The sequence below is a fragment of the Citrobacter freundii complex sp. 2024EL-00216 genome (genome assembly GCF_043945515.1).
Classification (GTDB): domain Bacteria; phylum Pseudomonadota; class Gammaproteobacteria; order Enterobacterales; family Enterobacteriaceae; genus Citrobacter; species Citrobacter portucalensis.
In genome coordinates, this window is sequence record NZ_JBIMRA010000008.1 from 37669 (window position 1) to 62428 (window position 24760).

At 50.0% G+C, this 24760-nt stretch carries 28 protein-coding genes; 16 read left to right on the forward strand and 12 right to left on the reverse strand.

Annotated features, from left to right (window positions below):
* Window positions 1–20 precede the first annotated feature (20 nt).
* The 6 genes from ACHHZ7_RS12470 to rfaQ form a co-directional block, all read right to left on the reverse strand.
* Window positions 21–1127, reverse strand: a complete 1107-nt coding sequence (locus tag ACHHZ7_RS12470) for a glycosyltransferase family 9 protein (RefSeq protein WP_060682953.1) — start codon at window positions 1125–1127, stop codon at window positions 21–23.
* Between the two features lie 71 nt (window positions 1128–1198).
* The gene (locus tag ACHHZ7_RS12475; protein ID WP_060683762.1) at window positions 1199–2236 is read right to left on the reverse strand and encodes a glycosyltransferase family 9 protein; all 1038 of its coding nucleotides are present in this window, start codon (window positions 2234–2236) and stop codon (window positions 1199–1201) included.
* The gene (locus tag ACHHZ7_RS12480) at window positions 2233–3618 is read right to left on the reverse strand and encodes an O-antigen ligase family protein (protein WP_100271761.1); all 1386 of its coding nucleotides are present in this window, start codon (window positions 3616–3618) and stop codon (window positions 2233–2235) included. Before ACHHZ7_RS12480 ends, ACHHZ7_RS12475 begins: the two co-directional genes overlap by 4 nt.
* Before the next feature lie 121 nt (window positions 3619–3739).
* Window positions 3740–4540, reverse strand: a complete 801-nt coding sequence (rfaP, locus tag ACHHZ7_RS12485; RefSeq protein ID WP_008786473.1) for a lipopolysaccharide core heptose(I) kinase RfaP — start codon at window positions 4538–4540, stop codon at window positions 3740–3742.
* Entirely contained in the window at window positions 4533–5657 is a 1125-nt protein-coding gene (locus ACHHZ7_RS12490; RefSeq protein ID WP_060682954.1) for a glycosyltransferase family 4 protein, read from the reverse strand. Before ACHHZ7_RS12490 ends, rfaP begins: the two co-directional genes overlap by 8 nt.
* Window positions 5654–6721 (reverse strand): lipopolysaccharide core heptosyltransferase RfaQ, encoded by a 1068-nt coding sequence (gene rfaQ, locus ACHHZ7_RS12495; protein ID WP_071845238.1) that lies wholly within the window; start codon window positions 6719–6721, stop codon window positions 5654–5656. The genes ACHHZ7_RS12490 and rfaQ overlap by 4 nt, the downstream gene beginning before the upstream one ends.
* A 409-nt stretch (window positions 6722–7130) precedes the next feature.
* Here rfaQ and waaA point away from each other — a divergent pair, with 409 nt between their 5' ends.
* Both waaA and coaD read left to right on the forward strand, forming a co-directional pair.
* Window positions 7131–8408, forward strand: coding sequence for a lipid IV(A) 3-deoxy-D-manno-octulosonic acid transferase (waaA, locus tag ACHHZ7_RS12500; RefSeq protein ID WP_008786476.1), 1278 nt, complete (start codon window positions 7131–7133; stop codon window positions 8406–8408).
* Between the two features lie 8 nt (window positions 8409–8416).
* Window positions 8417–8896 (forward strand): pantetheine-phosphate adenylyltransferase, encoded by a 480-nt coding sequence (coaD, locus tag ACHHZ7_RS12505; RefSeq protein ID WP_003024099.1) that lies wholly within the window; start codon window positions 8417–8419, stop codon window positions 8894–8896.
* A 38-nt stretch (window positions 8897–8934) separates the two neighbouring features.
* On the opposite strand, the gene mutM is transcribed toward coaD, so the two are convergent.
* The 4 genes from mutM to radC all read right to left on the reverse strand — a co-directional run bounded on the left by mutM (window position 8935) and on the right by radC (window position 11209).
* Complete coding sequence (gene mutM / locus ACHHZ7_RS12510) at window positions 8935–9744, reverse strand: bifunctional DNA-formamidopyrimidine glycosylase/DNA-(apurinic or apyrimidinic site) lyase (protein ID WP_060682956.1); 810 nt, start codon at window positions 9742–9744, stop codon at window positions 8935–8937.
* 98 nt (window positions 9745–9842) lie between these two features.
* Complete coding sequence (rpmG, locus tag ACHHZ7_RS12515; RefSeq protein ID WP_003024094.1) at window positions 9843–10010, reverse strand: 50S ribosomal protein L33; 168 nt, start codon at window positions 10008–10010, stop codon at window positions 9843–9845.
* A 20-nt stretch (window positions 10011–10030) separates the two neighbouring features.
* Window positions 10031–10267: a 50S ribosomal protein L28 gene (rpmB, locus tag ACHHZ7_RS12520; RefSeq protein ID WP_003024071.1), complete on the reverse strand. Its 237-nt coding sequence runs from the start codon at window positions 10265–10267 to the stop codon at window positions 10031–10033.
* A 276-nt stretch (window positions 10268–10543) separates the two neighbouring features.
* The gene (gene radC, locus ACHHZ7_RS12525) at window positions 10544–11209 is read right to left on the reverse strand and encodes a DNA repair protein RadC (protein WP_048227329.1); all 666 of its coding nucleotides are present in this window, start codon (window positions 11207–11209) and stop codon (window positions 10544–10546) included.
* A 171-nt stretch (window positions 11210–11380) separates the two neighbouring features.
* Between radC and coaBC the strand changes: the two genes are divergently transcribed.
* The 3 genes from coaBC (at window position 11381) to slmA (ending at window position 13750) form a co-directional block, all read left to right on the forward strand.
* The gene (gene coaBC / locus ACHHZ7_RS12530; protein WP_123969814.1) at window positions 11381–12601 is read left to right on the forward strand and encodes a bifunctional phosphopantothenoylcysteine decarboxylase/phosphopantothenate--cysteine ligase CoaBC; all 1221 of its coding nucleotides are present in this window, start codon (window positions 11381–11383) and stop codon (window positions 12599–12601) included.
* On the forward strand, window positions 12579–13037 hold the full coding sequence (gene dut, locus ACHHZ7_RS12535; protein ID WP_003827259.1) for a dUTP diphosphatase: 459 nt from the start codon (window positions 12579–12581) through the stop codon (window positions 13035–13037). Before coaBC ends, dut begins: the two co-directional genes overlap by 23 nt.
* 116 nt (window positions 13038–13153) lie before the next feature.
* A complete protein-coding gene (slmA, locus tag ACHHZ7_RS12540; protein WP_003827257.1) occupies window positions 13154–13750 on the forward strand; it encodes a nucleoid occlusion factor SlmA in 597 nt (198 codons plus the stop codon).
* A 66-nt stretch (window positions 13751–13816) separates the two neighbouring features.
* On the opposite strand, the gene pyrE is transcribed toward slmA, so the two are convergent.
* Together pyrE and rph are read right to left on the reverse strand one after the other, a co-directional pair.
* The gene (pyrE, locus tag ACHHZ7_RS12545) at window positions 13817–14458 is read right to left on the reverse strand and encodes an orotate phosphoribosyltransferase (protein WP_020996052.1); all 642 of its coding nucleotides are present in this window, start codon (window positions 14456–14458) and stop codon (window positions 13817–13819) included.
* A 65-nt stretch (window positions 14459–14523) separates the two neighbouring features.
* Complete coding sequence (gene rph / locus ACHHZ7_RS12550) at window positions 14524–15240, reverse strand: ribonuclease PH (protein WP_003024054.1); 717 nt, start codon at window positions 15238–15240, stop codon at window positions 14524–14526.
* A gap of 125 nt (window positions 15241–15365) precedes the next feature.
* On the opposite strand from rph, the gene ACHHZ7_RS12555 reads away from it, so the two are divergent.
* The 11 genes from ACHHZ7_RS12555 to ACHHZ7_RS12605 all read left to right on the forward strand — a co-directional run bounded on the left by ACHHZ7_RS12555 (window position 15366) and on the right by ACHHZ7_RS12605 (window position 24665).
* Window positions 15366–16229: a YicC/YloC family endoribonuclease gene (locus ACHHZ7_RS12555; RefSeq protein ID WP_003024052.1), complete on the forward strand. Its 864-nt coding sequence runs from the start codon at window positions 15366–15368 to the stop codon at window positions 16227–16229.
* A 188-nt stretch (window positions 16230–16417) separates the two neighbouring features.
* The gene (locus tag ACHHZ7_RS12560; protein WP_395149114.1) at window positions 16418–17686 is read left to right on the forward strand and encodes a tyrosine-type recombinase/integrase; all 1269 of its coding nucleotides are present in this window, start codon (window positions 16418–16420) and stop codon (window positions 17684–17686) included.
* Entirely contained in the window at window positions 17683–18333 is a 651-nt protein-coding gene (locus ACHHZ7_RS12565; RefSeq protein WP_032421644.1) for a hypothetical protein, read from the forward strand. Before ACHHZ7_RS12560 ends, ACHHZ7_RS12565 begins: the two co-directional genes overlap by 4 nt.
* Before the next feature lie 552 nt (window positions 18334–18885).
* Window positions 18886–19104 carry an AlpA family transcriptional regulator gene (locus ACHHZ7_RS12570; protein ID WP_252991533.1) on the forward strand — a complete coding sequence of 73 codons (219 nt, stop codon included), beginning with the start codon at window positions 18886–18888 and terminating at the stop codon, window positions 19102–19104.
* The gene (locus ACHHZ7_RS12575) at window positions 19104–19541 is read left to right on the forward strand and encodes a hypothetical protein (protein WP_395149115.1); all 438 of its coding nucleotides are present in this window, start codon (window positions 19104–19106) and stop codon (window positions 19539–19541) included. Before ACHHZ7_RS12570 ends, ACHHZ7_RS12575 begins: the two co-directional genes overlap by 1 nt.
* Window positions 19542–19554: 13 nt before the next feature.
* A complete protein-coding gene (locus tag ACHHZ7_RS12580) occupies window positions 19555–20397 on the forward strand; it encodes an antA/AntB antirepressor family protein (protein WP_063158239.1) in 843 nt (280 codons plus the stop codon).
* Window positions 20390–21184, forward strand: coding sequence for a host cell division inhibitor Icd-like protein (locus tag ACHHZ7_RS12585; RefSeq protein ID WP_225383624.1), 795 nt, complete (start codon window positions 20390–20392; stop codon window positions 21182–21184). The genes ACHHZ7_RS12580 and ACHHZ7_RS12585 overlap by 8 nt, the downstream gene beginning before the upstream one ends.
* Window positions 21181–21363: a hypothetical protein gene (locus ACHHZ7_RS12590; RefSeq protein WP_112924548.1), complete on the forward strand. Its 183-nt coding sequence runs from the start codon at window positions 21181–21183 to the stop codon at window positions 21361–21363. The genes ACHHZ7_RS12585 and ACHHZ7_RS12590 overlap by 4 nt, the downstream gene beginning before the upstream one ends.
* Window positions 21360–21569 carry a hypothetical protein gene (locus ACHHZ7_RS12595; RefSeq protein ID WP_112924549.1) on the forward strand — a complete coding sequence of 70 codons (210 nt, stop codon included), beginning with the start codon at window positions 21360–21362 and terminating at the stop codon, window positions 21567–21569. The genes ACHHZ7_RS12590 and ACHHZ7_RS12595 overlap by 4 nt, the downstream gene beginning before the upstream one ends.
* Window positions 21566–21913: a hypothetical protein gene (locus ACHHZ7_RS12600; protein WP_395149116.1), complete on the forward strand. Its 348-nt coding sequence runs from the start codon at window positions 21566–21568 to the stop codon at window positions 21911–21913. Before ACHHZ7_RS12595 ends, ACHHZ7_RS12600 begins: the two co-directional genes overlap by 4 nt.
* Window positions 21906–24665: a DUF927 domain-containing protein gene (locus ACHHZ7_RS12605; protein ID WP_196531169.1), complete on the forward strand. Its 2760-nt coding sequence runs from the start codon at window positions 21906–21908 to the stop codon at window positions 24663–24665. Before ACHHZ7_RS12600 ends, ACHHZ7_RS12605 begins: the two co-directional genes overlap by 8 nt.
* Window positions 24666–24760: the final 95 nt, after the last annotated feature.

Sequence of the window (24760 nt, forward strand, 5' to 3'; positions counted from 1 at the left end):
CATGCAGAGCATCGGTAAGCTTACTGCAGGAATGGTTTTACATGCGCCATGATCTCTTCGCAACTCACCTTCTCTAGCGCTGAACGATACTTAATTTCATCCAGCGTCGTATAGGCTTTGTAAACCACCTTGTGCAATTGAGGGTCCTGATAGGGGCCATAAAGATAGGGTGAGGTGATCACATACATACTCACCGTCGGTACCCGCATTGCCACGGCAAGGTGCATAGGTCCTGTATCTGATGTTACCAGCAGGTCCATATTCTTCACTTCCTGAATCAACCCTTTAAGCGTCGTTTTACCGATAAGTGGCTTTACGCGGTCATGAAAGCGGCTATCCAGCTTTTGCAAAAATTCGTCCTGCAGAGGCACTTCATTCGGCGCGCCAATCAGGACGACACGCACATCATCATGGGCAAAAAGTTGGTTTGCGAAAGTGACAAATCGCTCAACAGGCCAGCATTTCTTAAAGGATGATGCTCCCATTTGAAAACCAATCCAGCGCAGCTTTGAATCTTCCTCGCTCACCGTACGTTCGACAGGAAACGGCAGGTGCATACTGTTGTCTGGCTTTTCATTCAGCAACGGCATGATGAGCTCCAGCTTTCGCTGAATAGTATGCCCAACGAATTTACTGATTCTGTTGGTTGCCCATTTACTTACGAGTAGGATGTCCTGCTTATCGTTATCCACAAAGACATACTTTGTGCCAGCAATAATGGCGCTAAGGAAATCGTAAGGTGTATGTGAGTGAAGAATTACCGTCAGGTCTGGCGTTCCACGTTTCTTGATCTCTTTAACCAATGCCGGGAGGGTGGTGAGTTTATTATCCCATGAGATAAGATCGTCCCAGTCACTCCCCCCTTTGAGGAAGTCATACATCTTTTTGTGGCAAATCAGGGTGATTGTCGCAGAAGGATATGTCTGGCGGAGCGCATGAATTGCTGGAGAGTTCATCATGAAATCACCCAGCGCCGTTGAAGAATAAATCAGGATATTCTTCAGCTGATTTTTATCCTGATTTTCAAATTCTTGCTGACTAAAAGAAAAATCTTTCTTACGGGTGTATATCATTAAAAAAAGATTAACCAGTAATAGCTGAATTTTTTTTCTCAATGCTCTAATCATTAAATAAAACCTATTTAATCTATCGCCAGATAGGGATCAATATATCAACTTATCTATAGCAATAAGTAAACTTATGCTTCATCCATTGCGGTATTTTTACGCACTTGCTCCTGCAGACTTACAAACCGCGTAAATACATCATCGACGCTAATATTGCGAGCATCATAATCTTTTCCTTGCAGCATTTCGTACGGCACACCCCATGGCGTCCATAGCCATGCAGCCTTGTTGCCGAACAGCGCCACCACTGGTTTGCGCACCCCAGCAGCAATATGCAAGGCACCGCCGTCACTGGTCACAATCTGATCGCATAGTGACATACCGGCCATCAGCTCACGAACGCTATTCGTTCTTACTGGAATAATCGGCAGATCGGCACATTGCGCGCTGATAAAATCAGCCTTATCATCATCACCGGGATGTAATTTATTATCTGATTTCCCTGGAGACCAGAATAACATAATATGGCACGCCTGTATGGCTGCAAGTTTATGCGCAAGCTCAACAAACTTTTCTTTTTGCCATTGTTGTTCTTCTCTTCGGGAACTTATCTGCAACCCATAAACAGGTAAATTATCCTGTGGAAATTCTATATTTGCTTTTATATCAGCCAGTTCTTGGGGTGTGACATACAGCTCCAGCGGACCTGGTTTAGAAGTACAGCCTAGCGGTCCCGTTAATCTATTCAATAAATTGACCAGATGAAGCTGCTCCTGAGTTTCAGGAATGGCATCGGTGACAATGTCCGGGCAGTCATTACCAATAGCGATAATTCTTTTAGCACCCGCTAATTTTGCCCACTGTAAAGGTCGTTTATCCCAATGCTCTTTGGCAATAATCGCGACATCATATTTAGCACGACGCAGATCGATAATCGTCTTCAGGCGCTGAAACAATACCTTAAGGCTAGATGTACCTTTAGAACGGTGGTGCAGCTTGCTGTATAAGAAAACTTTACCTACATGAGGATTATTTTCGATAATCGATTGATTGTAGGTGTTAACCAACAAATCAACTTTACAATTCATGTCTTTTGCAATAGTCGAGATCAGCGGCGTTGTCAGTATCAAGTCGCCAATATTATCTCTACGAATAATTAAAACTTTCATTTTTTAGCCCGTGATATTTTATTACTCGTAAAGATCAGTCCCAGCATTAAACCTGATAACGCAAGGTTTTGCTCAAGATAGTGATCGCGCATCATGTTATCTACACCACTACGGAACAAGAAGCTCACCGTGAAAAGAGACAAGTACAGACCCGGAATTATTAAATCACGAGAGAATGCGCGCCAGCCAATAAGGATCATCAACATGACGAATGCCACCCAGTTGATAAGCCCAAGGATACCGTTCTGAAGCGCGACATCAATCAACCCGTAATGGCTGTTAGATTGCTGAATAATAGGGTCGTGATATTTTTCCTGCAGAAGCACTAAGAATGCATCTTTTCGCGGACCCGCACCAAACGGATATTCAGCGATCAGTTCGTTCCCCTGACGGAAAAACGATGCCCGGCAACTATTCGAGTCATCCATTATGCGGCCAGTGCTGTCCTGCATCAACGGGCCATCAAAACCGTTATAACAACGACTGTGCATACCCAGATCCCAGCCAGCAACCATATCCATGCTTAGGCTTTTCCAACGGGAGTCCTGATGCCAGGAAGTGTAGCCTATAATGCCTACTACCATCGCAACGACCAGTGCAGCCAGACAGAGCTTCGGCAAGTTCTTTCGGCTAATCGCTTTTAAGGCAATAAATACGCAGATAGAAATCGTACTACCAATCAGACCAATAGTTCCCCAGCGGGTCTTCGCTAATGCTGAACAGATGAAGCACAGCAAAATAAAGGCAGCCATCAATTTGTTGCTGAAAATTAGATACTTACGGCCCAGGAACAGTCGACAGGCAAGTTCTGCCAGTAAAATTCCCGAAACCATGTTTATCTGAAAGCTCATCTCGGTGCGAGTTGGTACAATCCACGTCTCACCCCAGAGTATCGTTCCCGTCTTGATATAAAAATAGATATTCTGCAGCAGATGAATAAATATCACCCCTAGCGAACACAGAACAACTAAAGACAATACCTTATTGGCTGTTATATATTTAAAATGATACTTACAGATTGGATACAAAAAGAGTCCAACAAAGAATAATAGCCCCGCACGCAGGTACTGTCCCTGCCAGCTGCGCAGCATTTTCCCCACATCAACTGCAACAAATAATCCATTGATCAGTGTAAACACGAGAAAAATAAGAATTAAAGCGACAGCATATTTCGCCAGTTGACTAAGCTCAATAGATACATATTTTCTACAAACGCAAAAGTATAAAGTTAGAGCTGCACTTAAATATATGGAGAAATTCCTATTGGCTGGCAAGATAGAATTCTGTATAGGCCAAACAAAACATAGAACACAAAATGAAATTAACAACAAATAAACTGCAATACCTTTACATGAGGCTTGCGTTTGTGTATTTGAATTCATATAAACCCTATTGAAACAAAACCTGACACATATTTATAAATAAAAAATGCAAGAAGAGACATAGTATGAGTTCATTCCATGAAATACAAATTCCATTTACAACATATTTTTTCAGTTAATATTACAATGATTTGCGAATTGTTCTTTCGCGAATAGATCTGGCTTTTCCTTCAACCTGTTCAATGAACACACCCTCATTCTTAATAATATCTTTCAGGCTACGATTGAAGTATATTTTTAAAAATCTATAATAATCTCGGGCCGTCAATCCAATATTGTCGGACGAAAAATAAAGCCCGATAAGATCCTTATTACGCCAACGTAAAGGCACTTTATTTCTAATTTGTGCCCGATGCAGATCGATCACCGAAATTTTTAGACTATCTTCATTTTTATCATCAAATGGAAGATGAAGTAAGAAATGGCAAATATAACAATCACGATGGTTAACACCGCCAAGATGCATCGCGCGAACCATATCGGCTACACGTTGAATCAGCATTCTTTTTACGTGCGGATGCGGGGGTTCAACACACCAATTCGCACAATAATCTTCCAGGCTAATAGTTGGCGTTAAATCTTCGGTAATGATAAAAGAGGTTTTCTTTACCGGATTCCAACCCGTTTCGCCAAATGCAACGCCATGCATCGTATCAACGCCTAAGGAGGCTAAACGGTGTATGGCATTCCACTCACGGTCGGCACCCAGTACCGGCATACGAAGTGACAGTAGATTTTTAATGACTTCTTTATAAGTGGTACCTCGGTGCCACTTCAAAAAATAGCTCTTATTAGCAACGCTAAAACGAAGTGTGCGACGGGTTTCTAGTTCCCGAAAGACCTCACCCTGAAGCTTTCTAACCTCGATGAATGGGTCTTTTCCCTTCCACAATGTGGCAAAGGGTTCATTTAACTCAACCATGCAATTCACCTGTAATAATATCCGCTACATGTTCTGGCAAACTATAAAGATCCTGCGTATCCGCATAATGCCGCGCATTTTTCGCCCACTTTTCACGAAGAGAACTATCCGCCAGGACCTTATGCAAATCGTCATCAAGCGCATGTTGCTCAAAAGGTTCACTCAATACAACACCGCATCCTGCCGCCGCTACGTGAGGTGCGTACCCGCAGACCTCCGTCACGAGCACAGGCAAACCCGCCGCGATAGCTTCAACCAGTACAATTCCCGCAGCTTCCTGCTTCGCCGGATGTAATAACACGTCCGCAGCCGCCATCAGATGTGCAACATCATCACGCCCAGCAAAGAAATGGACGTTCTCTTTCACACCCATTCTTTCTGCCTGCGCAGCGAATGCGCGAGGTTTATCCTGACCAACAACAAAGAGCTGGGTTTGACGACGGATAGCCTCAGGCAGTGCGGCGACAGCGGCAATTGAGCGGCCGACTCCTTTTCGTGAAAAATCAGAACCAACCTGCAACAATAAGAAGTGATCCGGAGTGATGCCGTTGGCTTCACGGTAGCGTTCACGGCTACCGGGGGCCTGGCTACTGTATTTTCTATCGGGATAGATGCCGGGCGGAAGAAGCTGAAAGCGCTCGTCTTCCGTATGGTAATACATTTTAAAATCAAGGATTTGTTTTGTAGTCAGCATCAGCAACTTTGTCTTCATCCCTGGTTTAAACACAGCTTGCTCAAAGGCTACGTAGTGACGGTATCGCGCCGTTAAACGATACAAGAACCCCTTTTCTTTCGCTACCTTCGCCGCATAACACACATCCGCTGCGTAGTAATAATCCAGACCCGGCATTTTATTAAAACCCAGGACACGGTCTGCCGGGTACTGAGTTAAATGCTGCTGAACCCACGTCTGATACTGTTTATCTCGTCCATGGTTGGAATGTGCGGTAACCGGGACATCAACGCACTCAAATTCCGCCGGGCGCTCCCCTTGCCAGGCTCGTGTATAGACTCGGACATGATGCCCGCGCGCCGCGATCGTTTTAGCGATACGCATAAAGTCACGCTGTAGCCCACCATAGGGAAAATATTTGTACAGACAGAGGGCAACAATCATTGTGCATTCACCTCAATTTCTGGCGCGGCGCCATTGAGCACTTGCCAGGCGGCGTTAATAACATCTTCCGCAGGGATCACTGACGGATATTTATAACTGCGGTCCAGTCGCTCTCTTGGCGGTACTGGCTGATAGTTTCCAGCCCATAGCAGCGTGACATTTTCCGCCCATGGCCGCCACGCGATATGATCCGTCGCGCCAAACAAACAAATGATAGGGGTCTTCACCGCTGCGGAAATATGCATAGGCGCGGAGTCAACACCGATAAACAACGCCGCATGATCAATGAGAGCAGCCAATTCAGGAAACGTCGTTTTACCCGCAAGCGCGGTGACGGGAGATAATTTGCATCCCTCAGCAATATCATGGATACATTCCTGGTCTTCTATCCCAGGTCCAGAGGTCAGCACAACCGGATAACCTTGTTCCTGTAAGGCATCAATAACCTCACAAAATTTCTCGTTATCCCAACATTTAAAGATCTGACGTGCGGTTGGCTGAATAACCACATAGCGCTCACCCACGTTGAGCTGTTTTAGCTGTTCATGGATATTTTTCCAATGGGAAGGAGCGTAGTGCATGGACAGTTCGTGATTGAGTGTTTTAAGCCCAAGTGGATTCAGAATCGACAGGTTACGCTCGACGATATGGTCGCCAGTAATCGGCACAAGATGCGTAAAGCTCTTCTGCCAGAAAGGCTTCTGACGGTGCGGGAAATCAGGGGAAAGTTTTGTATCCGCGGACAAAAAGCGGACCAATAGTGCAACCAGCCACTGATCGGTCAAGTTGATTACTAAATCATATTGGTTTTGGCGTAACTTTTTTATTAATGAAATGAAATTAGCGATTTTCTTTTTTGTCGTGGCGTTTTTCTTACTGATTCCATATAGCGCATTAATTTCCGGATTTTCAGATAAAATCGGCTTTGTGTCTTCGTAAAGGAGCACATCGATTTTGGCATCAGGATAGTTACGTTTTAATGTACTTATGACGGGGGTTGTCAGCAGCATATCGCCATGAAAACGCATTTTAATGACTAGGATATTTCTGAATAACTTTTCCACAAGCGGCTCTTTTGTTGAGAGTGTCCGATACCGTTAAGCAAAAAAAAAGCACGCTACCGCCCCAAGCTCAACAGTTGCCTGATTACTGATATCGCACTAAAATTTTGCGCGCTAGTGTACCACTTCTTTAGTGGCAATCCGATACGAATAAAAGTTAAGCACATTTTTCTTTTCGTCTTTCCAATCAATTCATTAGCGCAGATTGATGCCAACTTTAAAACCAATTTTGTTACCTTCTCTAGCCCCTGACTTTAATTTCAAAGAGTTACACCAGAATGTAACTTAATGGTCTATCACACGTCAGATTGACCACTTTAGCGTCTAATTGGTCCCTGAATGGCAAAAGTAATAGCAAAGCACCGGGTAAATACATAGAATCCACAGCACATCCATTAGCCAGCTAACGCCCATGCTTGAGTTGCTTTACACCACATTGCTCTATCTTATTCAGCCTTTGATCTGGATACGGCTTTGGGTGCGCGGACGTAAGGCTCCGGCCTACCGTAAACGCTGGGGCGAACGCTACGGCTTTTATCGCCGCCCGCTAAAACCTGGCGGCATCATGCTTCATTCGGTTTCTGTGGGCGAAACGCTGGCTGCAATCCCATTAGTTCGCGCTCTGCGACATCGTTATCCCGACTTGCCGATCACGGTAACCACCATGACGCCAACCGGTTCCGAGCGCGTACAATCTGCTTTTGGTACTGACGTTCAGCACATTTATTTGCCATACGATTTACCGGATGCCCTGAACCGTTTTCTGAATAAAGTTGACCCCAAACTGGTGTTAATTATGGAAACCGAGCTGTGGCCAAATCTGATCGCGGCACTCCATAAGCGCCACATTCCTCTGGTCATTGCCAACGCACGTCTTTCTGCTCGTTCAGCCGCTGGTTATGCGAAATTAGGTAAATTTGTTGGCAGACTACTGCGTCGAATTACGTTGATTGCCGCACAAAACGAAGAAGATGGCGCACGTTTTATTACGCTTGGCGCCAGAAGCAATCAAGTCACCGTTACTGGCAGCCTGAAGTTTGATATATCCGTCACACCGCAACTGGCCGCAAAAGCGGTGACATTACGTCGTCAATGGGCGCCTCACCGCCCGGTATGGATTGCAACCAGCACCCACGACGGTGAAGAAAGCATCATCATTGCCGCTCATCAGGCGTTATTAAATCAGTTCCCGAATCTTTTATTGATTCTGGTTCCCAGACATCCAGAACGGTTCCCGGATGCCATTAACCTCGTACGCCAGGCTGGACTAAGCTATACCACTCGTTCTTCGGGTGAAGTTCCGTCATCAGGTACTCAGGTTGTGATCGGCGATACCATGGGTGAGCTGATGTTGCTGTATGGCATTGCCGACCTTGCTTTTGTCGGCGGTTCACTGGTTGAACGTGGTGGACACAACCCGCTGGAAGCGGCAGCACATGCTATTCCGGTGTTGATGGGACCACATACGTTTAATTTTAAAGATATTTGCGCCCGTCTGGAACAGGCAAGCGGATTGATCACCGTCACCGACGCAGCTACGCTGGTGAAAGAGGTCTCTTCCTTACTGACCGATGCAGATTATCGTAATTTTTATGGCCGTCACGCAGTTGAAGTTCTGTATCAAAATCAGGGCGCTCTACAGCGTCTGCTGCAACTGCTGGAACCTTACCTGCCACCCAAAACGCATTGAGGCAAGTCATGCAAAAACGGGCGATTTATCCAGGAACCTTTGATCCTATTACTAACGGCCACCTCGATATCGTGACGCGTGCGACAAGCATGTTTGATCACGTGATTCTGGCGATTGCCGCAAGCCCCAGTAAAAAGCCGATGTTTACTCTGGAAGAGCGCGTTGAGCTGGCACAACAGGCAACGGCGCATCTTGGCAATGTGGAAGTGCTGGGATTCAGCGATCTGATGGCAAACTTTGCCCGTGATAATCAGGCGAACATTCTGATCCGTGGCCTGCGCGCGGTAGCCGATTTTGAGTATGAAATGCAGCTGGCCCATATGAACCGCCACCTCATGCCACAGCTGGAAAGCGTTTTTCTGATGCCATCTAAAGAGTGGTCATTTATCTCATCGTCACTAGTGAAAGAAGTTGCCCGCCACCAGGGTGACGTGACGCACTTTTTGCCGGAAAACGTCCATCAGGCATTAATGAGTAAACTGAAGTAATGCACCAGGCCGGATGCAGCATCCGGCCTGCAATGACACTATTTCTGACAGCGACGGCAATAGAACGTTGTACGCTGGGCGTGTTTTGTCGCAACAATCGGTGCGCCGCATGCACGACACGGTTCACCTTCTCTCCCATAGACCTGCAGCTCCTGGGCAAAATAGCCAGGCTTACCGTCACTTTGCAGAAAGTCCTTCAGCGTCGTCCCACCCTGCTCGATAGAACGCAGCAACACCGCCTTGATAACGCGTACCAGCAATTCACACTCATCTTTCGACAGCGATGACGCAAGACGGTCAGGATGAATCCCAGCCGCAAATAGCGACTCGCTGGCGTAGATATTACCCACACCCACCACCAGCTTGTTATCCATCAGCCAGGGTTTAATCGCCGTTTTCTTCTTCGAACATTTCTGCTGTAGATAATTGGCGTTGAAATCGTCGCTCAGCGGCTCAGGGCCAAGATGAGCGAGGACATTATGTCCATCCAGTACTTTAGTCCACAGCCAGGCGCCAAAGCGGCGGGGATCGGTATAACGCAGAACTTTGCCGTTGCTCATCACTAAGTCAACGTGGTCGTGCTTGTCTGCCGGAAGCTCTTCAGGAAGGATACGTAAGCTACCCGACATCCCCAGATGAATGATTATCCAGCCATCCGCCAGTTCTAGCAGCAGGTATTTCGCGCGCCGCTGTACGCTGAGGACAGGTTGATCACTCAGACGATAGATTTCCTCAGATACTGGCCAACGCAAACGACCGTTACGCACCGTCGCGTGCATAATCGTTGCCCCCACCAGATGCGGCTCAATACCACGGCGGCTGGTTTCGACTTCAGGTAATTCAGGCATAGTATCTCCGGCGGTATGTCAGGTCTCATTAATATGGGGACGGCCAGAAAACAAAAAACCCCGCCGAGGCAGGGTTTTTCTTTACATCAAAACGAAAATTATTTGATTTTCGCTTCTTTGTATAAAACGTGCTGACGAACAACTGGATCGAACTTTTTCAGTTCCAGTTTTTCCGGCTTAGTACGTTTGTTCTTCGTAGTGGTATAGAAGTGACCAGTACCAGCAGAAGAAACCAGCTTGATTTTCTCACGAATACCTTTAGCCATGATTTATTTCCTCTTAGTACTTAGTACTTTTCGCCACGGGCACGCAGTTCAGACAGAACTGTTTCGATGCCTTTCTTATCAATAACACGCATACCTTTAGCAGATACACGCAGGGTGACAAAACGCTTCTCGCTCTCAACCCAAAAACGGTGAGAGTGCAGGTTAGGCAGGAAACGGCGTTTAGTCGCGTTCAGTGCGTGGGAACGGTTGTTACCGGTCACCGGACGCTTGCCAGTAACTTGGCAGACTCGGGACATGTCTATTCTCCAAAAATCAAATTAGCTCGAGCTTCGTATGGGGTATTGGCGCCTCGTCAGGCTTCTCAGCCCGGTTATCGCAGTTCAATACACTTAATCTTTCAATGTTGCCTCGTCATTGGACGCAACAAGAATGATTTTGCGTATTTGCGAACTCTCGATTGCCAGGCCCAAATGCCAAACCCGAGATTCTCAAAGGTGGCGTAGTATACGCTGAGTCAGCGATGTGCTCAAGTCCCGAACAGACAAAGATCCCGATGGATCGCGTAAAGTGCGTTAAATCCAACCGCGTTCCGCAAAAGAAACGTACTCTCCGCGCCCAATGACCAGATGATCAAGCACCCGGATATCCATGAACTGACAGCATTTCACAACACGCTCGGTGATGAGTTTATCTGCTTTACTCGGCTCTGCACACCCCGAAGGGTGATTATGCGCAAGGATCACCGCAGAAGCATTCATTTTTATCGCTTCACGGACAATTTCTCTCGGATGCACCTCGACATGGCTAAGCGTACCGGAAAAAAGTTTGCTGTGTTTAATCACGCGATGTTGAGAATCCATAAAGATCACCAAAAAGATCTCGCGTTCCTCTTGCGAAAGCTGGCTTTGCAGAAATTCACGCGCCATTTCCGGACTAAGTAGAGCCCGCTCCTCTATCATTCGCACGTTGTAGTAGCGTCTTGCCAGCTCCGCAATCCCCTTCAACTGTGCGTACTTCGCGATACCGATTCCCTGAACATAGCTAAAATCCATGTAATCAGCAGACAACAGGCCATACAGCGACTCAAAATGCTGAAGCATCTCTTTCGCCAGCGTAAGCACATCTTTACCCTGCATGCCGGTACGTAAAAAAAGAGCCAAAAGCTCAACATCGGTCAGAGAACTGGCCCCCTGCGCCAACAGCTTTTCCCGGGGCATCATACTTCCTGTATTTTCCATGCTTCTCCCTCCTCTCGCGTCCGCATAGTGGCATAACACCGAAGTTGATTCGACGCGTTGTTTTCACTTCTTCGTAGCGCCTCGCAAAGTGGAGTACGGTCAAAAGCACGACAAATTGCGGATTGTGATAAAATATCCGCCTTCTGGTGAAACCCAACAGGAAAGATCATGATGAGCCTGGCCGGTAAAAAAATCGTACTTGGCGTCAGTGGCGGTATTGCTGCGTACAAGACCCCTGAGTTGGTGCGTCGTTTACGGGAACGCGGCGCTGACGTCCGCGTGGCGATGACCGAAGCGGCAAAAGCATTTATTACTCCCCTGAGTTTACAGGCGGTTTCAGGTTATCCCGTTTCCGACAGCCTGCTTGACCCCGCAGCCGAAGCCGCGATGGGCCACATCGAGCTGGGGAAATGGGCCGATTTGGTCATCCTGGCACCCGCTACTGCAGACCTGATTGCTCGTGTCGCCGCAGGTATGGCCAACGACCTGGTGTCAACGATTTGTCTGGCAACGCCTGCTCCTGTTGCTGTACTGCCAGCCATGAACCAGCAGATGTACCGCGCTGCCGCGACCCAGCACAACCTGGGTATTCTTGCCTCACGCGGTTTACTCATTTGGGGTCCTGACAGCGGTAGTCAGGCATGTGGTGATATCGGCCCTGGGCGCATGCTGGATCCGTTAACGATTGTGGATATGGCGGCAGAACATTTTTCACCTGTCAACGATCTGCAACATCTCAACATCATGATTACGGCGGGTCCGACGCGTGAACCGCTTGATCCCGTGCGTTATATTTCCAACCACAGTTCCGGGAAGATGGGGTTTGCGATCGCGGCCGCTGCCGCAAAGCGCGGGGCAAACGTCACACTGGTATCGGGTCCGGTTTCGTTATCCACACCACCATTTGTTCAACGGGTTAATGTGATGACCGCGCTGGAAATGGAAGCCGCTGTGCAGTCTACGGTGCAACAACAGCATATTTTTATCGGCTGCGCTGCAGTCGCTGATTATCGCGCTGAAACTGTCGCCCACGAAAAAATAAAAAAACAAGCGACGCAGGGCGATGAATTAACAGTAAAAATGGTCAAAAATCCGGACATTATCGCCGGTGTTGCCGCACTGGATGTTAACCGTCCTTTTGTCGTTGGGTTTGCCGCCGAAACAAATAATGTGGAAGAATATGCCCGGCAAAAACGCATCCGCAAAAACCTTGATGTGATCTGTGCGAACGACGTTTCGCTGTCAACTCAAGGGTTTAACAGCGATAGCAACGCATTACACCTTTTTTGGCAGGATGGAGACAAAGTCTTACCGCTTGAGCGTAAAGAACTCCTGGGCCAATTATTACTCGACGAGATCGTGACCCGTTATGATGAAAAAAATCGACGTTAAGATTCTGGACCCGCGCGTAGGGCAACAATTTCCGCTCCCGACGTACGCCACTTCTGGTTCTGCCGGACTTGACCTGCGTGCTTGTCTTGATGACGCCGTAGAGCTGGCGCCGGGCGCAACAACGCTGGTGCCAACCGGGTTAGCTATCCACATTGCCGATCCTTCTCTGGCAGCGGTAATGCTCCCGCGCTCCGGGCTGGGCCATAAGCACGGTATCGTGTTGGGCAATCTGGTTGGTTTGATTGATTCCGACTACCAGGGCCAACTGATGGTGTCCGTCTGGAACCGTGGTCAGGACAGCTTCACTATTGAGCCGGGCGAACGTATCGCGCAGATGGTATTTGTACCGGTCGTGCAGGCTGAATTTAATCTGGTGGAAGAGTTTGAAGCCACCGATCGTGGCGAAGGTGGCTTCGGCCATTCCGGGCGCAAGTAACCCGCAGAAAAGCATCCCATAGCGTAATAACGCAATAACACACCGCAAACAACAGTTTGCGGTCGCTGTGTGGATGCCTGCCTGGCAAGAGCTTATTTTCAGGGGTATTTTGTAACATGGTAGAAAAGCAAACTGCGAAAAGGAATCGTCGCGAAGAAATACTTCAGTCTCTGGCACTGATGCTTGAGTCCAGCGATGGTAGCCAACGCATCACCACAGCAAAGCTGGCAGCCTCAGTTGGCGTATCCGAAGCGGCATTGTATCGCCATTTCCCCAGCAAGACCCGTATGTTCGATAGCCTGATTGAGTTTATCGAAGATAGTCTGATTACGCGTATCAATCTGATTTTGAAAGATGAAAAAGACACCAACGCGCGTCTGCGTCTGATCGTTCTGCTGATTTTAGGGTTTGGTGAGCGTAATCCAGGCCTGACACGAATTCTGACCGGACACGCGTTGATGTTCGAGCAAGACCGTCTGCAAGGTCGCATTAACCAACTTTTTGAGCGCATTGAAGCGCAGTTGCGCCAGGTTCTGCGAGAAAAAAGAATGCGTGAAGGTGAAGGCTACACCGTGGATGAAACGCTGCTGGCCAGCCAGTTACTGGCTTTCTGCGAAGGTATGCTGTCCCGGTTTGTACGTAGCGAATTTAAATACCGCCCAACGGATGATTTTGACACCCGCTGGCCGTTGGTTGCCGCTCAATTGCAGTAGCGATTTCGTCTTGTCCGGCCTACGGGGTTACGTAGGCCGGATAGGCGCAGCGCCATCCGGCAGTTCTTAAACGCCGTACGCTTCGCGATAGGCCCGTACTGCCACCAGATGCTCCGCCATCTCTGGTTTCTCTTCCAGATACGCAATCAGATCTTTCAGGGTAATGATAGAAATCACCTTGCAGCCATAATCGCGTTCCACTTCCTGAATCGCGGAAATCTCGCCGCGACCGCGTTCCTGACGATCGAGAGAAATCAGTACCCCCGCCAGAGTGGCGCCATTCGCCTGAATAATCTCCATCGACTCACGAATAGCCGTACCTGCGGTGATAACATCATCTACCAGCATGACACGCCCCTCAAGTGCGCTACCTACCAGATTACCGCCTTCGCCATGGGTCTTCGCCTCTTTGCGGTTAAAGCAGTACGGCATATCTTTATCGTGATGTTCCGCAAGTGCTACAGCCGTAGTAGTCGCAATCGGAATACCTTTGTAGGCAGGGCCAAACAGCAAATCGAACTCAATACCGGAATCCACCAGCGCTTCGGCATAAAAACGGCCTAACAGTGCCAGGTCGCGCCCGGTATTAAACAGCCCGGCGTTGAAGAAATAGGGGCTTTTGCGCCCGGATTTCAGCGTAAATTCGCCAAACTTTAGTACCTGCTTGCTAAGCGCAAACTCAATAAACTGGCGCTGATACGGTTTCATGGATTCGCTCCTCATCTCACTTTATTACAGACAAAAAAAAGGCGACTCATCAGTCGCCTTTAAAATCAATTTTCTAACGCCGCCTTCTGCGTCGCTACAATGGATTCGATTCCCCCTCGGGCCAATGCCAGTAGGGTGAGAAGTTCTTCATGGCTGAACGGTTCGCCTTCCGCCGTACCCTGAACCTCTATAATGCGACCGTCCTCAGTCATCACTACGTTCATGTCGGTTTCAGCAGCAGAGTCCTCAACGTACTCAAGGTCACAGAGTGCTTCACCGTTCACAATGCCCACGGAAACCGCGGCAACCATCCCTTTCATCGGGTTAGTTTTCAGCTTACCGCTCGCCACCAGCTTGTTCAGCGCATCCGCCAACGCAACGCATGCGCCAGTAATCGATGCAGTACGCGTACCGCCATCTGCCTGAATAACATCACAGTCCAGCGTAATAGTGAATTCACCGAGCGTCTTCAGGTCAACGGCGGCGCGCAGCGCACGAGCGATCAGGCGCTGGATTTCCATGGTACGGCCGCCCTGCTTACCTTTCGCCGCTTCACGGGCGTTACGGGTGTGCGTGGCGCGTGGCAGCATGCCATATTCTGCGGTGATCCAGCCCTGGCCCTGACCTTTCAGAAAACGCGGTACGCCTTCATCAATAGAGGCGGTACACAGCACTTTGGTATCACCAAATTCGACCAGCACGGAGCCTTCAGCGTGTTTTGTATAATTACGGGTCAGGGTGACGGGACGCACCTGATTGGCACTACGACCTGCTGGACGCATGATAAAATCTCCGGCTTGAAACGAATGTGGCTGCGCATTATACGGACTTCCGACTGTTATTCCTATCCTGACAAGACGCGGATGGCTATAATCCTCCCATCTCATCTTTAAAAACAGGAACGTCTATGATCCGCAGCATGACCGCCTACGCCCGGCGTGAAATCAAGGGTGAATGGGGTAGCGCCACCTGGGAAATGCGCTCGGTAAACCAGCGTTATCTGGAAACCTATTTTCGCCTGCCGGAGCAGTTCCGTAGTCTCGAACCCGTTGTTCGCGAACGTATTCGCACGCGTCTGACGCGCGGTAAAGTCGAATGTACCCTGCGTTTTGAGCCTGATGCCAGCGCGCAAGGCGAGCTGATTCTGAATGAAAAACTCGCTAAACAGCTCGTTAGCGCTGCTAACTGGGTCAAAATGCAGAGCGATGAAGGTGAAATCAACCCGGTTGATATCCTGCGCTGGCCAGGCGTAATGGCTGCCCAGGAGCAGGATCTGGACGCCATTGCCGCCGAAATCCTCGCCGCGCTTGACGGTACGCTGGATGACTTCATCGTTGCGCGTGAAACCGAAGGTCAGGCGCTGAAGGCGCTGATCGAGCAGCGTCTGGAAGGCGTCAGTGCTGAAGTCACAAAAGTGCGTGCTCATATGCCGGAAATCCTGCAATGGCAGCGCGAGCGTCTGGTAGCCAAACTGGAAGACGCCCAGGTGCAGTTGGAAAATAACCGCCTTGAGCAAGAGTTGGTGCTGATGGCGCAACGTATCGATGTGGCGGAAGAATTAGATCGCCTGGAAGCCCACGTCAAAGAAACCTACAACATTCTGAAGAAAAAAGAGGCGGTTGGCCGTCGTCTGGACTTTATGATGCAGGAATTCAACCGTGAGTCGAACACTCTGGCATCGAAGTCTATCAATGCCGAAGTGACGAATTCCGCGATTGAACTGAAGGTACTGATCGAGCAAATGCGCGAGCAGATTCAGAATATCGAGTAAGCTATCAGCAACATTCAGGACGACGCATAAATCACACCAAGCCCGCACCCAGCGGGCTTTTTTGTTATCATGGGCTATCATGAGGAAGCAACAAAGCGCACGATTGCCGTGTACATAGTGGTGTACATAATGGGTTTTATGTACATCGGTTTATGTACACACCCCCATTCAATGTTCAGGTATTCGCAATGCCAAAGATTACAGACATGCAGATCCGCGCATGGATAAAGGCCGGAGATAGATTTGAAGGAAGGGCCGATGGCAACGGCCTTTATATTTGCTACCCCAAAAACTACACAGTCCCTTTCTGGCGCTTTCGCTATAAATTCGCAGGTAAGCAGCGAGCAATGGTTATCGGCTCATATGCCGAGCTATCACTATCAAAGGCCAGAGAGACAGCCAAAGAGCTATCGGCTCGCGTTGCGTTGGGCTATGACGTTGCAGGAGAGAAGCAGGAACGGAAAGCAGAAGCACTGGCGAAGATGGAAGCAGAGAAGAACGCTATGCGCGTTTCAGAGCTTGCCGCTGAATACTTTGAGCGTCAGATCCTCCCGCGCTGGAAGCACCCCGATATACTCCGCCGCCGTATCGACAAAGATATAAACCCCTGCATTGGCAGCATGAAGGTGGAGGACGTGAAGCCGCGCCATATCGATGACATGCTGAAAGGTATTGTTGACCGTGGAGCGCCGACCATAGCAACGGACGTTCTGCGCTGGACACGCCGCATATTTGACTACGGCATTAAGCGGCACGCACTGGAGATTAACCCGTGTTCAGCCTTTGAGGTTGCCGACGCTGGAGGGAAAGAAGTTTCCCGCGACCGCTGGTTAACACGTGGCGAACTAATCCGACTGTTTCAGGCTATGCGTATGGCTAAGGGATTCAGCCGTCAGAACGAAATCACGTTCAAATTACTGTTAGCGTTATGCGTCCGCAAAATGGAGTTATGCGCCGCCCGCTGGGAGGAGTTCGATTTTGATAAAGCCGTATGGCATTTACCAGAGGAACGCAGCAAAAACGGCGACGCTATAGACATTCCATTAGCACCGCCAGCCGTCGAATGGCTGAGAGAGCTTAAAACGTTCTCATGCAACAGCGCATGGGTACTGCCAGCCAGAAAGATGCAAAACCGCATGATCCCACATATTCAGGAAAGCACTTTACCCGTAGCACTGGCTAAGGTTCGCGCTGAAATGCCGGACGTGCCGAATTTTACTATTCACGACTTCCGGCGCACAGCCCGCACCCATTTAGCCGCGCTGGGCGTTGATCCCGTAGTGGCTGAAAGATGCCTTAACCACAAAATACCGGGGATAGAGGGCATCTATAACCGGCATCAATACTTTGATGAGCGGAAAGCGGCGCTGGCACGGTGGGCGAATCTGCTGGTGGCTCTGGAAAGTGGGGGAGATTATAACGTAATGCCGTTTGATTTAGAGCGAAGGAAAGTATGAAAGATATCCTTAGAAAATCACCTATCGAAAGGCTTTGTGTGTCTGTCTCAATAACCCCGCAAGAGATGGCGCTGGCTCTTGCTGGGTTGAACCCTTTAACTCGAATAAGTGACGTTCCCGAAGAGCATTTTGATTACGTTGATCACACCAGAAGGGCAATAGCTAGAGCACTAAAGGTACACAGGGATAAAAAAATATCTACTGACGAGGCCTGTAACGCTCTGGATATTCTCTTAGCTGCTTTCCCATTTATTGAAGAAAGTACGCCCGAGATAATTACGCAAAAAGTTACAGAGGCTATCGACGATTTGCGTGGAACAAAAGGCTGGGAGGAAAAAGCCCGCAATTTGGGTGGCTTGCATCTTGTGAACTACATCAAAGACACGAATCGCAGCGGGCGAGGCCAGCACCGCAAACAGGATGAGGAAGACGGAACAATGAAGATGATGGGCGTGATCATCCAGTTGCTGGTAAAAAAATCTGGAGCATCCTCCTATATTAACTCAGGCAAGCCTAATGTGACGGCCATCTATAAGGATGTGCTTGATTTATTAGAGTGTGAAGGTATTTCAAAAAAAGGGATAAGCAGAGCTGCTTTTGCGGCAAAAGCAAAGCAGGCTTTGTTAGCAATCCATAACCTCGATTAAGAAATCAACCACGCCATTAAACAGATTCAAGGGATCATTAATGGCGTGGCGCCAGTTATCAACTACCTCCCCTGCTACACCTGACTATAACCACCATGAGATAAAATCGATATAGATCGCTATAGAGCGTGTCGTTTCCCGCTGTTACCTTCCGTGCCAGCCCGTGCCAGTTCGCAATTCTTTATTTCGTGTCAACGCGCGTCGTTCTGTGTCGTTTCGTGTTGTCCTGTGCTCTCCATAAGTCGTCATAGTGAGTCATTTGAAGCCAAATAAAGACATGTAAATCAATACATAACAAAACATACCAAAACAGAGTAACGCATGCGAAAAGATGTAAAAAGTTGATAAATCACGGGGTTATGCGTTAACTCAAGGTGCTGTTTATTCGGAGGAATGCGAGAGATTATCGGAATGTGTTTTTTTCAATGGAAATGCTGTTTTTTAATGGAAATGGTAGATCTTTCAAAAGAATCCATTTTCACTGGAATAGCTGGATAAATAGCCACTAAACTGCGCATAACTTCAGCAGCTATCAAGGGAGTTAATGAGCATATGATGCCAAGTCAAACGACACAATCAGCCATTCCTACCACTGGGTATATCCGCCGCTTTCGCATGCCGGCGTTGTTAGGGGTATCAATGCCAACCATTGATCGATGGGTTAAAAACGGCACGTTGCCACGCCCGGTGAAACTCACCAATAACGTGACCGCTTTTGATGCGGTAGAGATTAACAACTGGCTGGCAGAGCGTCGGGGAAAGGTGGCCTGATGAAAAAAGAAAACCGCCCCGGACAGCAGGCGGCTAACAACATAGATATTCGCGGATCTGATGTTACGCCACCAGCGCCCACCACACAAGCGCCACGCCGCACACCGAAGAAGCACCGCGACCGCGTCTACATGCTGCGCACTGGCGTAGAGGGATGGACAGAAAATGATATTCTGCGCTACTGCCGTCTTTCATCCTGGCGTAATTATGCGTCTGAACTGGAGCGCCAGCTTGATATTCAACTAGAGCGTATCGACGAGAAAAACCCGGATGGTATCGGCGCACACCTGCGCTACCGCTTTTCCTGCCGTGGCGACGTTCTCAAGGTGATCCAACTTGTGAACCATAATGCCGCCATTAATGAACATCACGGGCTATCTCAGCAGGATATTGCCGACATTCTGAACCTCTACCCGGACGCATTTAACGCCGCATAACGGAGCCGAAAACATGACTATCGAAAAAAGCCGATTCAATTCGGAGGCCGCCCCACAATCCAGCGTTAACCAGGGCGAATATAGCACTAATGACTTTGCCGCTATTGTTCCCGTTATTTCCGGTCAAATTGGCGGGCGTGAGGCCAGTATTGTTAGTGCTAAGGCACTGCATACAGCGCTTGGAGTAGGTAACGACTTTTCAACCTGGATAAAACTACGCATTGATGAATATGGCTTTAGCCTGAGTGCTGATTACGTGGTTTTTGATTCCTCAGATTTCAGGAATCAAAGTTCAAATTTTGAACAGGGTAGCCCCGGATGGGTGACAAAGCGTGGCGGCGACCGTCGCAGTAAAGATTATGGCCTTTCTCTGGGAATGGCTAAAGAACTGGCAATGGTTGAGCGAAACGAACAAGGTCGCGCCGTTCGCCGTTACTTTATTCAGTGTGAAGAAGCCCTACAGCGCAGCGTGCCAGAGATTGCCGCTCAGTATCGCCGCCAGCTCAAAGCCCGCATCGGTGCCGCCAACCTGTTTAAACCGATGTGCGTAGCACTGGAAAGCGCCCGCGCAGAACAGGGTAAACAGACGCAGGCTCGCCACTACAGCAACGAGAGCAACATGATCGCCCGCATTGTTTTGGGTGGCATGACGGCGAAGCAGTGGGCGCAGGCGAATAGCATTACTGGCGAACCACGCGACAGCATGAACGCCTGGCAACTGGAACACCTCACCTACCTGGAGAGTACCAACATTACGCTGATTGATATGGGTATGGGATATGACCTGCGTAAAGCCGAGCTAATCCGCCTCTCTCAGCGCTGGTTAGCTAAACATCTGGGGGCTAATCATGCTTAATGCCGCCGTCCAGAATAAAGCCTTTCCCCTGGCTGGCCTGATGTGTACCTTGCGCGGGATCGCGCACACGCATGAGGGTAAAGCTGGCATAACAGTGCCAGCTAATGCCAGCTCCTCATTTTCTCGTCGTGGTGACGAGGAGAGTTTCGAGACCAGTACGCGCACGAAGATTTATTGGGGGTCACTACGCGAGGAAGATTTTTCCATCATCACTACACGAGGCGGGAATATTTTTCTGACATCACCACTAGATGCAGGAAATTTATGCAACAGTACGCGCGCACGCGAAGGTGAGTTTCTGGAGTCCATAAAAAAGGGCTTGCTGATTATCGCCAACCCGGTTTATGGTTATAGCGCACCAGCAAAATCTGGTGCCGGGATTGGCGTCCTGCAATTATCCACAGCGCACAACCGCGCTAAATGCGGTTTTTTTGTGTGCGTCGCACGGCTACATCCTTCAATGGTGGGCTGGGCGAGGGCATCGAAAGATGCGCCGGTATCTGTGGAAGCCGGTACGCCAACCTCGTTCAGTTCACCACCAGCGATTGGCGTCTTTGGTGGTGATTATATACATCATTCCACAGAGGCTGCCGCTATGCTGGCTACTACCCATACCCAAAATCCACAATTTATCTGGTTAATCGCAGCCGTTCGCCGCGATATGCCGACAATTACCGCCAAAATCTATCACATTGCTGCCGAAAGCGAACACGAAGCCCGCCGCACTCTGGCGCGGGATCACGTCTGTTTCTTTGCAGGCCGTATCCGTCTGGAGGTGGCAGCGTGAACAGAACCGAACGACAGAACACGATTGAAACCACCACGGAGCTTTGCGCGCTGCTTGTTGCCACTGAAATGGTTTGTGACCAAGTGGATGAAACCGACCTCAAAACGCTGCTTTCTCTCAGCCGCCGGCTGGCCAATACCGTCTGGGATAACCTGAACAATGCGGGGTTCGGCGAATGAACCACATTTACGATCTCGTGCGTCGCGCTGATGCTGCGACCGTTGCCAGCTTCCCGGCTGGTGGCCGCTGGCAGCTCTATACCAGTAACGGCCTAGCGTCCACTCGCCCACTTTCTGAAGAGGAAGTGCTGATCACTCCTGCAGGTATGGTCCAGTTCCTCAGACGCTGCGGATATACCGTCACCCCGCCGGAGGAAACCAAGTGAAGCGTACAGCCCATAATGCGCGCCTGACCATGCTGGTTAACGAGTTTGCTGCTGCTGTTCTTCTGCGTTTGCGCCAGGAGAATGGCGGTGAGTGGTTTTCCCTACCAGTGAACGGGCAGATCGTCCACGTGGCGGTAACTGACGGTGAAAGCGGGATTCTGCTGCTGATCGATAGCTACACACTGGCAGCCATGAAAGTGTCCTACCCGCAGTGGGAAACCGTGGGGATCGCGCTTCTTGAGCGTTGCGTCACTAAGGACGGATTGACTGACGTCGGGCGCGAGATATGGCAAAGCATGGTTAAAGACATGGGCGCGACCGTGGCAGGGGGCAACCATGCGTAATATCGACCTTATCCGCGAAGTGACCAGTGCCGCCGCCGGGCGCTGGCCTTATGTGCTGGCTGGATTGTCTATCGACGTGCCTGATTCATCGCGCCGCCATTCTCCATGCCCTGCATGTGGTGGAAAAGACCGTTTCAGATTCGACGACAACGGGCGCGGTAGCTTTATCTGCAACCAGTGTGGCGCTGGTGACGGGCTGGATTTAATCAAGCGGGTTAACAACTGCGACACTACGGAGGCGGCGAGGCTTGCCGCTGATGTGCTGGGTATTGATTACCGGGCAGCGCAAACCGACCCGGTGGCAGCGAGCCATAGAAGAGAGCAACTGGAAGCTGACCGCCAGCAGCGTGAGCAGGAGCGCCAGAAACAGGCAGCAGAGGATGCAGAGCAGCGAAGGGCTACGTTTGCCCGTCTGTATGCCGGAATGCGCCAGAGTGCCACACAGGGCGAATCTGATTACCTGCAATCAAAAGGGCTGACCGGGTTTAAATATCCGGTAATGCCGGATGGTTCGTTATTGCTGGAGCTGGTGGACGAATCCGGCGCAGTGGCAGCAGCGCAAACCATTACACCGCAGGGAGAGAAGCGACTCCTGACAGGTTCAGCAAAGCGCGGGGCATATCACGCCGTAAACGCGCCAGAATCGCCGCAGAGCGTTTTAATTGCCGAGGGGCTGGCGACGGCCCTGTCCGTTCACCTGATGCGCCCGGACGCGCTTACAGTGGCGGCAATTGACGCCGGGAACCTGATCCACGTTGCCGGAGTAATGCGCCGGAAACACCCGCAGTCGCAAATTATCATTGCCGCAGATAACGACCACCAGCAGGACGAACAGGCGAACACGGGCAAAGATGCCGCAGAGAAAGCCGCCTTATCCGTGGCTGGCTGGGTATCAATGCCACCGACAGACTACAAAGCCGACTGGAACGACCACCACCAGCAAAACGGGCTGGAAGTCGCTACGGCTGCGTTTAACGATTCGATGTACCAGATTCAGGGGGAAGCCGTGAAACCACGATTGCAGGCCATTGAGGGCGGTAAAACTGACCATCCAGAGAAAGACCCACTAAAACCCCACATTGAGAGCCGCAAAGATGGCGTTTTCTGGGTAACGCCGAAGGCGGACAAGGAAAGCGGGGAGATTATCAACAATGAAAGCTGGCTGGCCTCACCGATGGACGTTATCGGAACCGGGCGCGACGATAAAGATCAGTATTTGATAATCAGATGGGCGGCATTTGGCGCAGATACCGCAACGACCGCAGCTATTCCGCTGGCTGATATTGGCGAGCGTGAAGGCTGGCGCACTCTGAAAGCTGGGGGCGTCAACGTCACCACGAAAAACAGCCTACGGGCGATTCTTGCAGACTGGCTACAGCGGAGCGGCTCGCGTGAATTGTGGCGCGTTGCTCATGCTACAGGCTGGCAGTGCGGGGCATACATCATGCCGGACGGGGAAATCATCGGCACACCTGAGCGGCCTGTTTTGTTCAGCGGGCGCAGTTCAGCCGCTGCCGGGTATACCGTAGCAGGAACGTCGGAAAGCTGGCGCAATAGTGTTGCGCGGCTGGCATACGGTAACTACGCGATGATGACAGGCATTGCCGCCGCACTGGCAGCACCGTTAATCGGGCTGGCAGATCGTGACGGATTCGGGATTCATTTTTATGAGCAATCGAGCGCCGGGAAAACAACCACGCAGAACGTGGCGAGCAGTCTATACGGCAACCCTGATGCCTTGCGCCTGACGTGGTACGGCACGGCGCTGGGGCTGATAAACGAGGCCGCCGCCCACAATGACGGGCTGATGCCACTGGATGAAGTCGGACAGGGCGCAGACCCGGTAAGCGTTTCACAGTCTGCCTATGCTCTTTTTAACGGCGTGGGGAAATTGCAGGGAGCAAAGGAAGGCGGCAACCGGGATCTGAAACGCTGGCGCACCGTGGCAATCAGCACCGGGGAAATGGACTTAGAAACCTTCATAGCCACCGCAGGACGCAAGACAAAAGCGGGGCAACTGGTGCGCTTGCTGAATATCCCGTTAAGTAAGGCGGTGCGCTTTCATGAGCACCAGACAGGGAAAGAACACGCCGACGCGCTGAAAGATGCTTATCAGCACCATCATGGCGCTGCCGGGAGGGAGTGGATCAGATGGCTTTCAGACCACCAGCAGCAGGCGATTGATGCCGTTCGTGAGTGTGAGGCCCGCTGGCGCAGTCTAATCCCTGCCGACTATGGGGAACAGGTTCACCGTGTAGGGGCGAGGTTCGCCATTCTGGAGGCCGCTTTACTGATGGGTGGCGTGGTTACTGGCTGGGATGCTCAAACGTGCCGGGATGCGATACAGCACGCCTATAACGCATGGCTAAAAGAGTTCGGCACGGGGAACAAAGAGCACCAGCAGATCATCGAGCAGGCGGAGGCATTTTTAAATGCCTATGGCCTGAGTCGATTCGCGCCGCTGGGTTATGACCCGCGCGATTTACCCATCCGTGATTTAGCCGGGTACAGGAAGAAGGGGAACCACGACGGCGACCCGATAATTTTCTACACCTTCCCGGCAACATTTGAGCAGGAGATCGCACGGGGTTTTAATGTCAGGCAGTTTGCCGAAGTTCTCAAGAATGCAGGAATGCTAACACCACCAACGAGCGGGCGAGGCTATCAGGGGCGAGTAAGGGAGGATGGGCGACAGATTCGCGTCTATGTACTCAACTTCATGGCGGAGGAAAGCAGCCAGCCAGAAGAATAATATTTCTTCACATGCGTAGTTTTAGTGTTGTCTCAGTTGTCTTTGTTGTCTCAATTTGTAAGTTACATTGATTTATAAGGATTTTATTTTAATTT

What these genes read in the sequence shown, in the direction of transcription:
- mutM (WP_060682956.1), bottom strand. Translation starts at nt 9,744, where the DNA reads ATGCCTGAATTACCTGAAGTCGAAACCAGCCGCCGTGGTATTGAGCCG.
- ACHHZ7_RS12475 (WP_060683762.1), bottom strand. Translation starts at nt 2,236, where the DNA reads ATGAAAGTTTTAATTATTCGTAGAGATAATATTGGCGACTTGATACTG.
- slmA (WP_003827257.1), top strand. Translation starts at nt 13,154, where the DNA reads ATGGTAGAAAAGCAAACTGCGAAAAGGAATCGTCGCGAAGAAATACTT.
- ACHHZ7_RS12595 (WP_112924549.1), top strand. Translation starts at nt 21,360, where the DNA reads ATGAACCACATTTACGATCTCGTGCGTCGCGCTGATGCTGCGACCGTT.
- ACHHZ7_RS12575 (WP_395149115.1), top strand. Translation starts at nt 19,104, where the DNA reads ATGAAAAAAGAAAACCGCCCCGGACAGCAGGCGGCTAACAACATAGAT.
- coaBC (WP_123969814.1), top strand. Translation starts at nt 11,381, where the DNA reads ATGAGCCTGGCCGGTAAAAAAATCGTACTTGGCGTCAGTGGCGGTATT.
- radC (WP_048227329.1), bottom strand. Translation starts at nt 11,209, where the DNA reads ATGGAAAATACAGGAAGTATGATGCCCCGGGAAAAGCTGTTGGCGCAG.
- ACHHZ7_RS12570 (WP_252991533.1), top strand. Translation starts at nt 18,886, where the DNA reads ATGATGCCAAGTCAAACGACACAATCAGCCATTCCTACCACTGGGTAT.
- rph (WP_003024054.1), bottom strand. Translation starts at nt 15,240, where the DNA reads ATGCGTCCAGCAGGTCGTAGTGCCAATCAGGTGCGTCCCGTCACCCTG.
- ACHHZ7_RS12490 (WP_060682954.1), bottom strand. Translation starts at nt 5,657, where the DNA reads ATGATTGTTGCCCTCTGTCTGTACAAATATTTTCCCTATGGTGGGCTA.
- ACHHZ7_RS12480 (WP_100271761.1), bottom strand. Translation starts at nt 3,618, where the DNA reads ATGAATTCAAATACACAAACGCAAGCCTCATGTAAAGGTATTGCAGTT.
- ACHHZ7_RS12605 (WP_196531169.1), top strand. Translation starts at nt 21,906, where the DNA reads ATGCGTAATATCGACCTTATCCGCGAAGTGACCAGTGCCGCCGCCGGG.
- pyrE (WP_020996052.1), bottom strand. Translation starts at nt 14,458, where the DNA reads ATGAAACCGTATCAGCGCCAGTTTATTGAGTTTGCGCTTAGCAAGCAG.
- ACHHZ7_RS12580 (WP_063158239.1), top strand. Translation starts at nt 19,555, where the DNA reads ATGACTATCGAAAAAAGCCGATTCAATTCGGAGGCCGCCCCACAATCC.
- ACHHZ7_RS12560 (WP_395149114.1), top strand. Translation starts at nt 16,418, where the DNA reads ATGCCAAAGATTACAGACATGCAGATCCGCGCATGGATAAAGGCCGGA.
- ACHHZ7_RS12585 (WP_225383624.1), top strand. Translation starts at nt 20,390, where the DNA reads ATGCTTAATGCCGCCGTCCAGAATAAAGCCTTTCCCCTGGCTGGCCTG.
- ACHHZ7_RS12565 (WP_032421644.1), top strand. Translation starts at nt 17,683, where the DNA reads ATGAAAGATATCCTTAGAAAATCACCTATCGAAAGGCTTTGTGTGTCT.
- rpmG (WP_003024094.1), bottom strand. Translation starts at nt 10,010, where the DNA reads ATGGCTAAAGGTATTCGTGAGAAAATCAAGCTGGTTTCTTCTGCTGGT.
- dut (WP_003827259.1), top strand. Translation starts at nt 12,579, where the DNA reads ATGATGAAAAAAATCGACGTTAAGATTCTGGACCCGCGCGTAGGGCAA.
- rfaP (WP_008786473.1), bottom strand. Translation starts at nt 4,540, where the DNA reads ATGGTTGAGTTAAATGAACCCTTTGCCACATTGTGGAAGGGAAAAGAC.
- rpmB (WP_003024071.1), bottom strand. Translation starts at nt 10,267, where the DNA reads ATGTCCCGAGTCTGCCAAGTTACTGGCAAGCGTCCGGTGACCGGTAAC.
- ACHHZ7_RS12555 (WP_003024052.1), top strand. Translation starts at nt 15,366, where the DNA reads ATGATCCGCAGCATGACCGCCTACGCCCGGCGTGAAATCAAGGGTGAA.
- waaA (WP_008786476.1), top strand. Translation starts at nt 7,131, where the DNA reads ATGCTTGAGTTGCTTTACACCACATTGCTCTATCTTATTCAGCCTTTG.
- coaD (WP_003024099.1), top strand. Translation starts at nt 8,417, where the DNA reads ATGCAAAAACGGGCGATTTATCCAGGAACCTTTGATCCTATTACTAAC.
- ACHHZ7_RS12470 (WP_060682953.1), bottom strand. Translation starts at nt 1,127, where the DNA reads ATGATTAGAGCATTGAGAAAAAAAATTCAGCTATTACTGGTTAATCTT.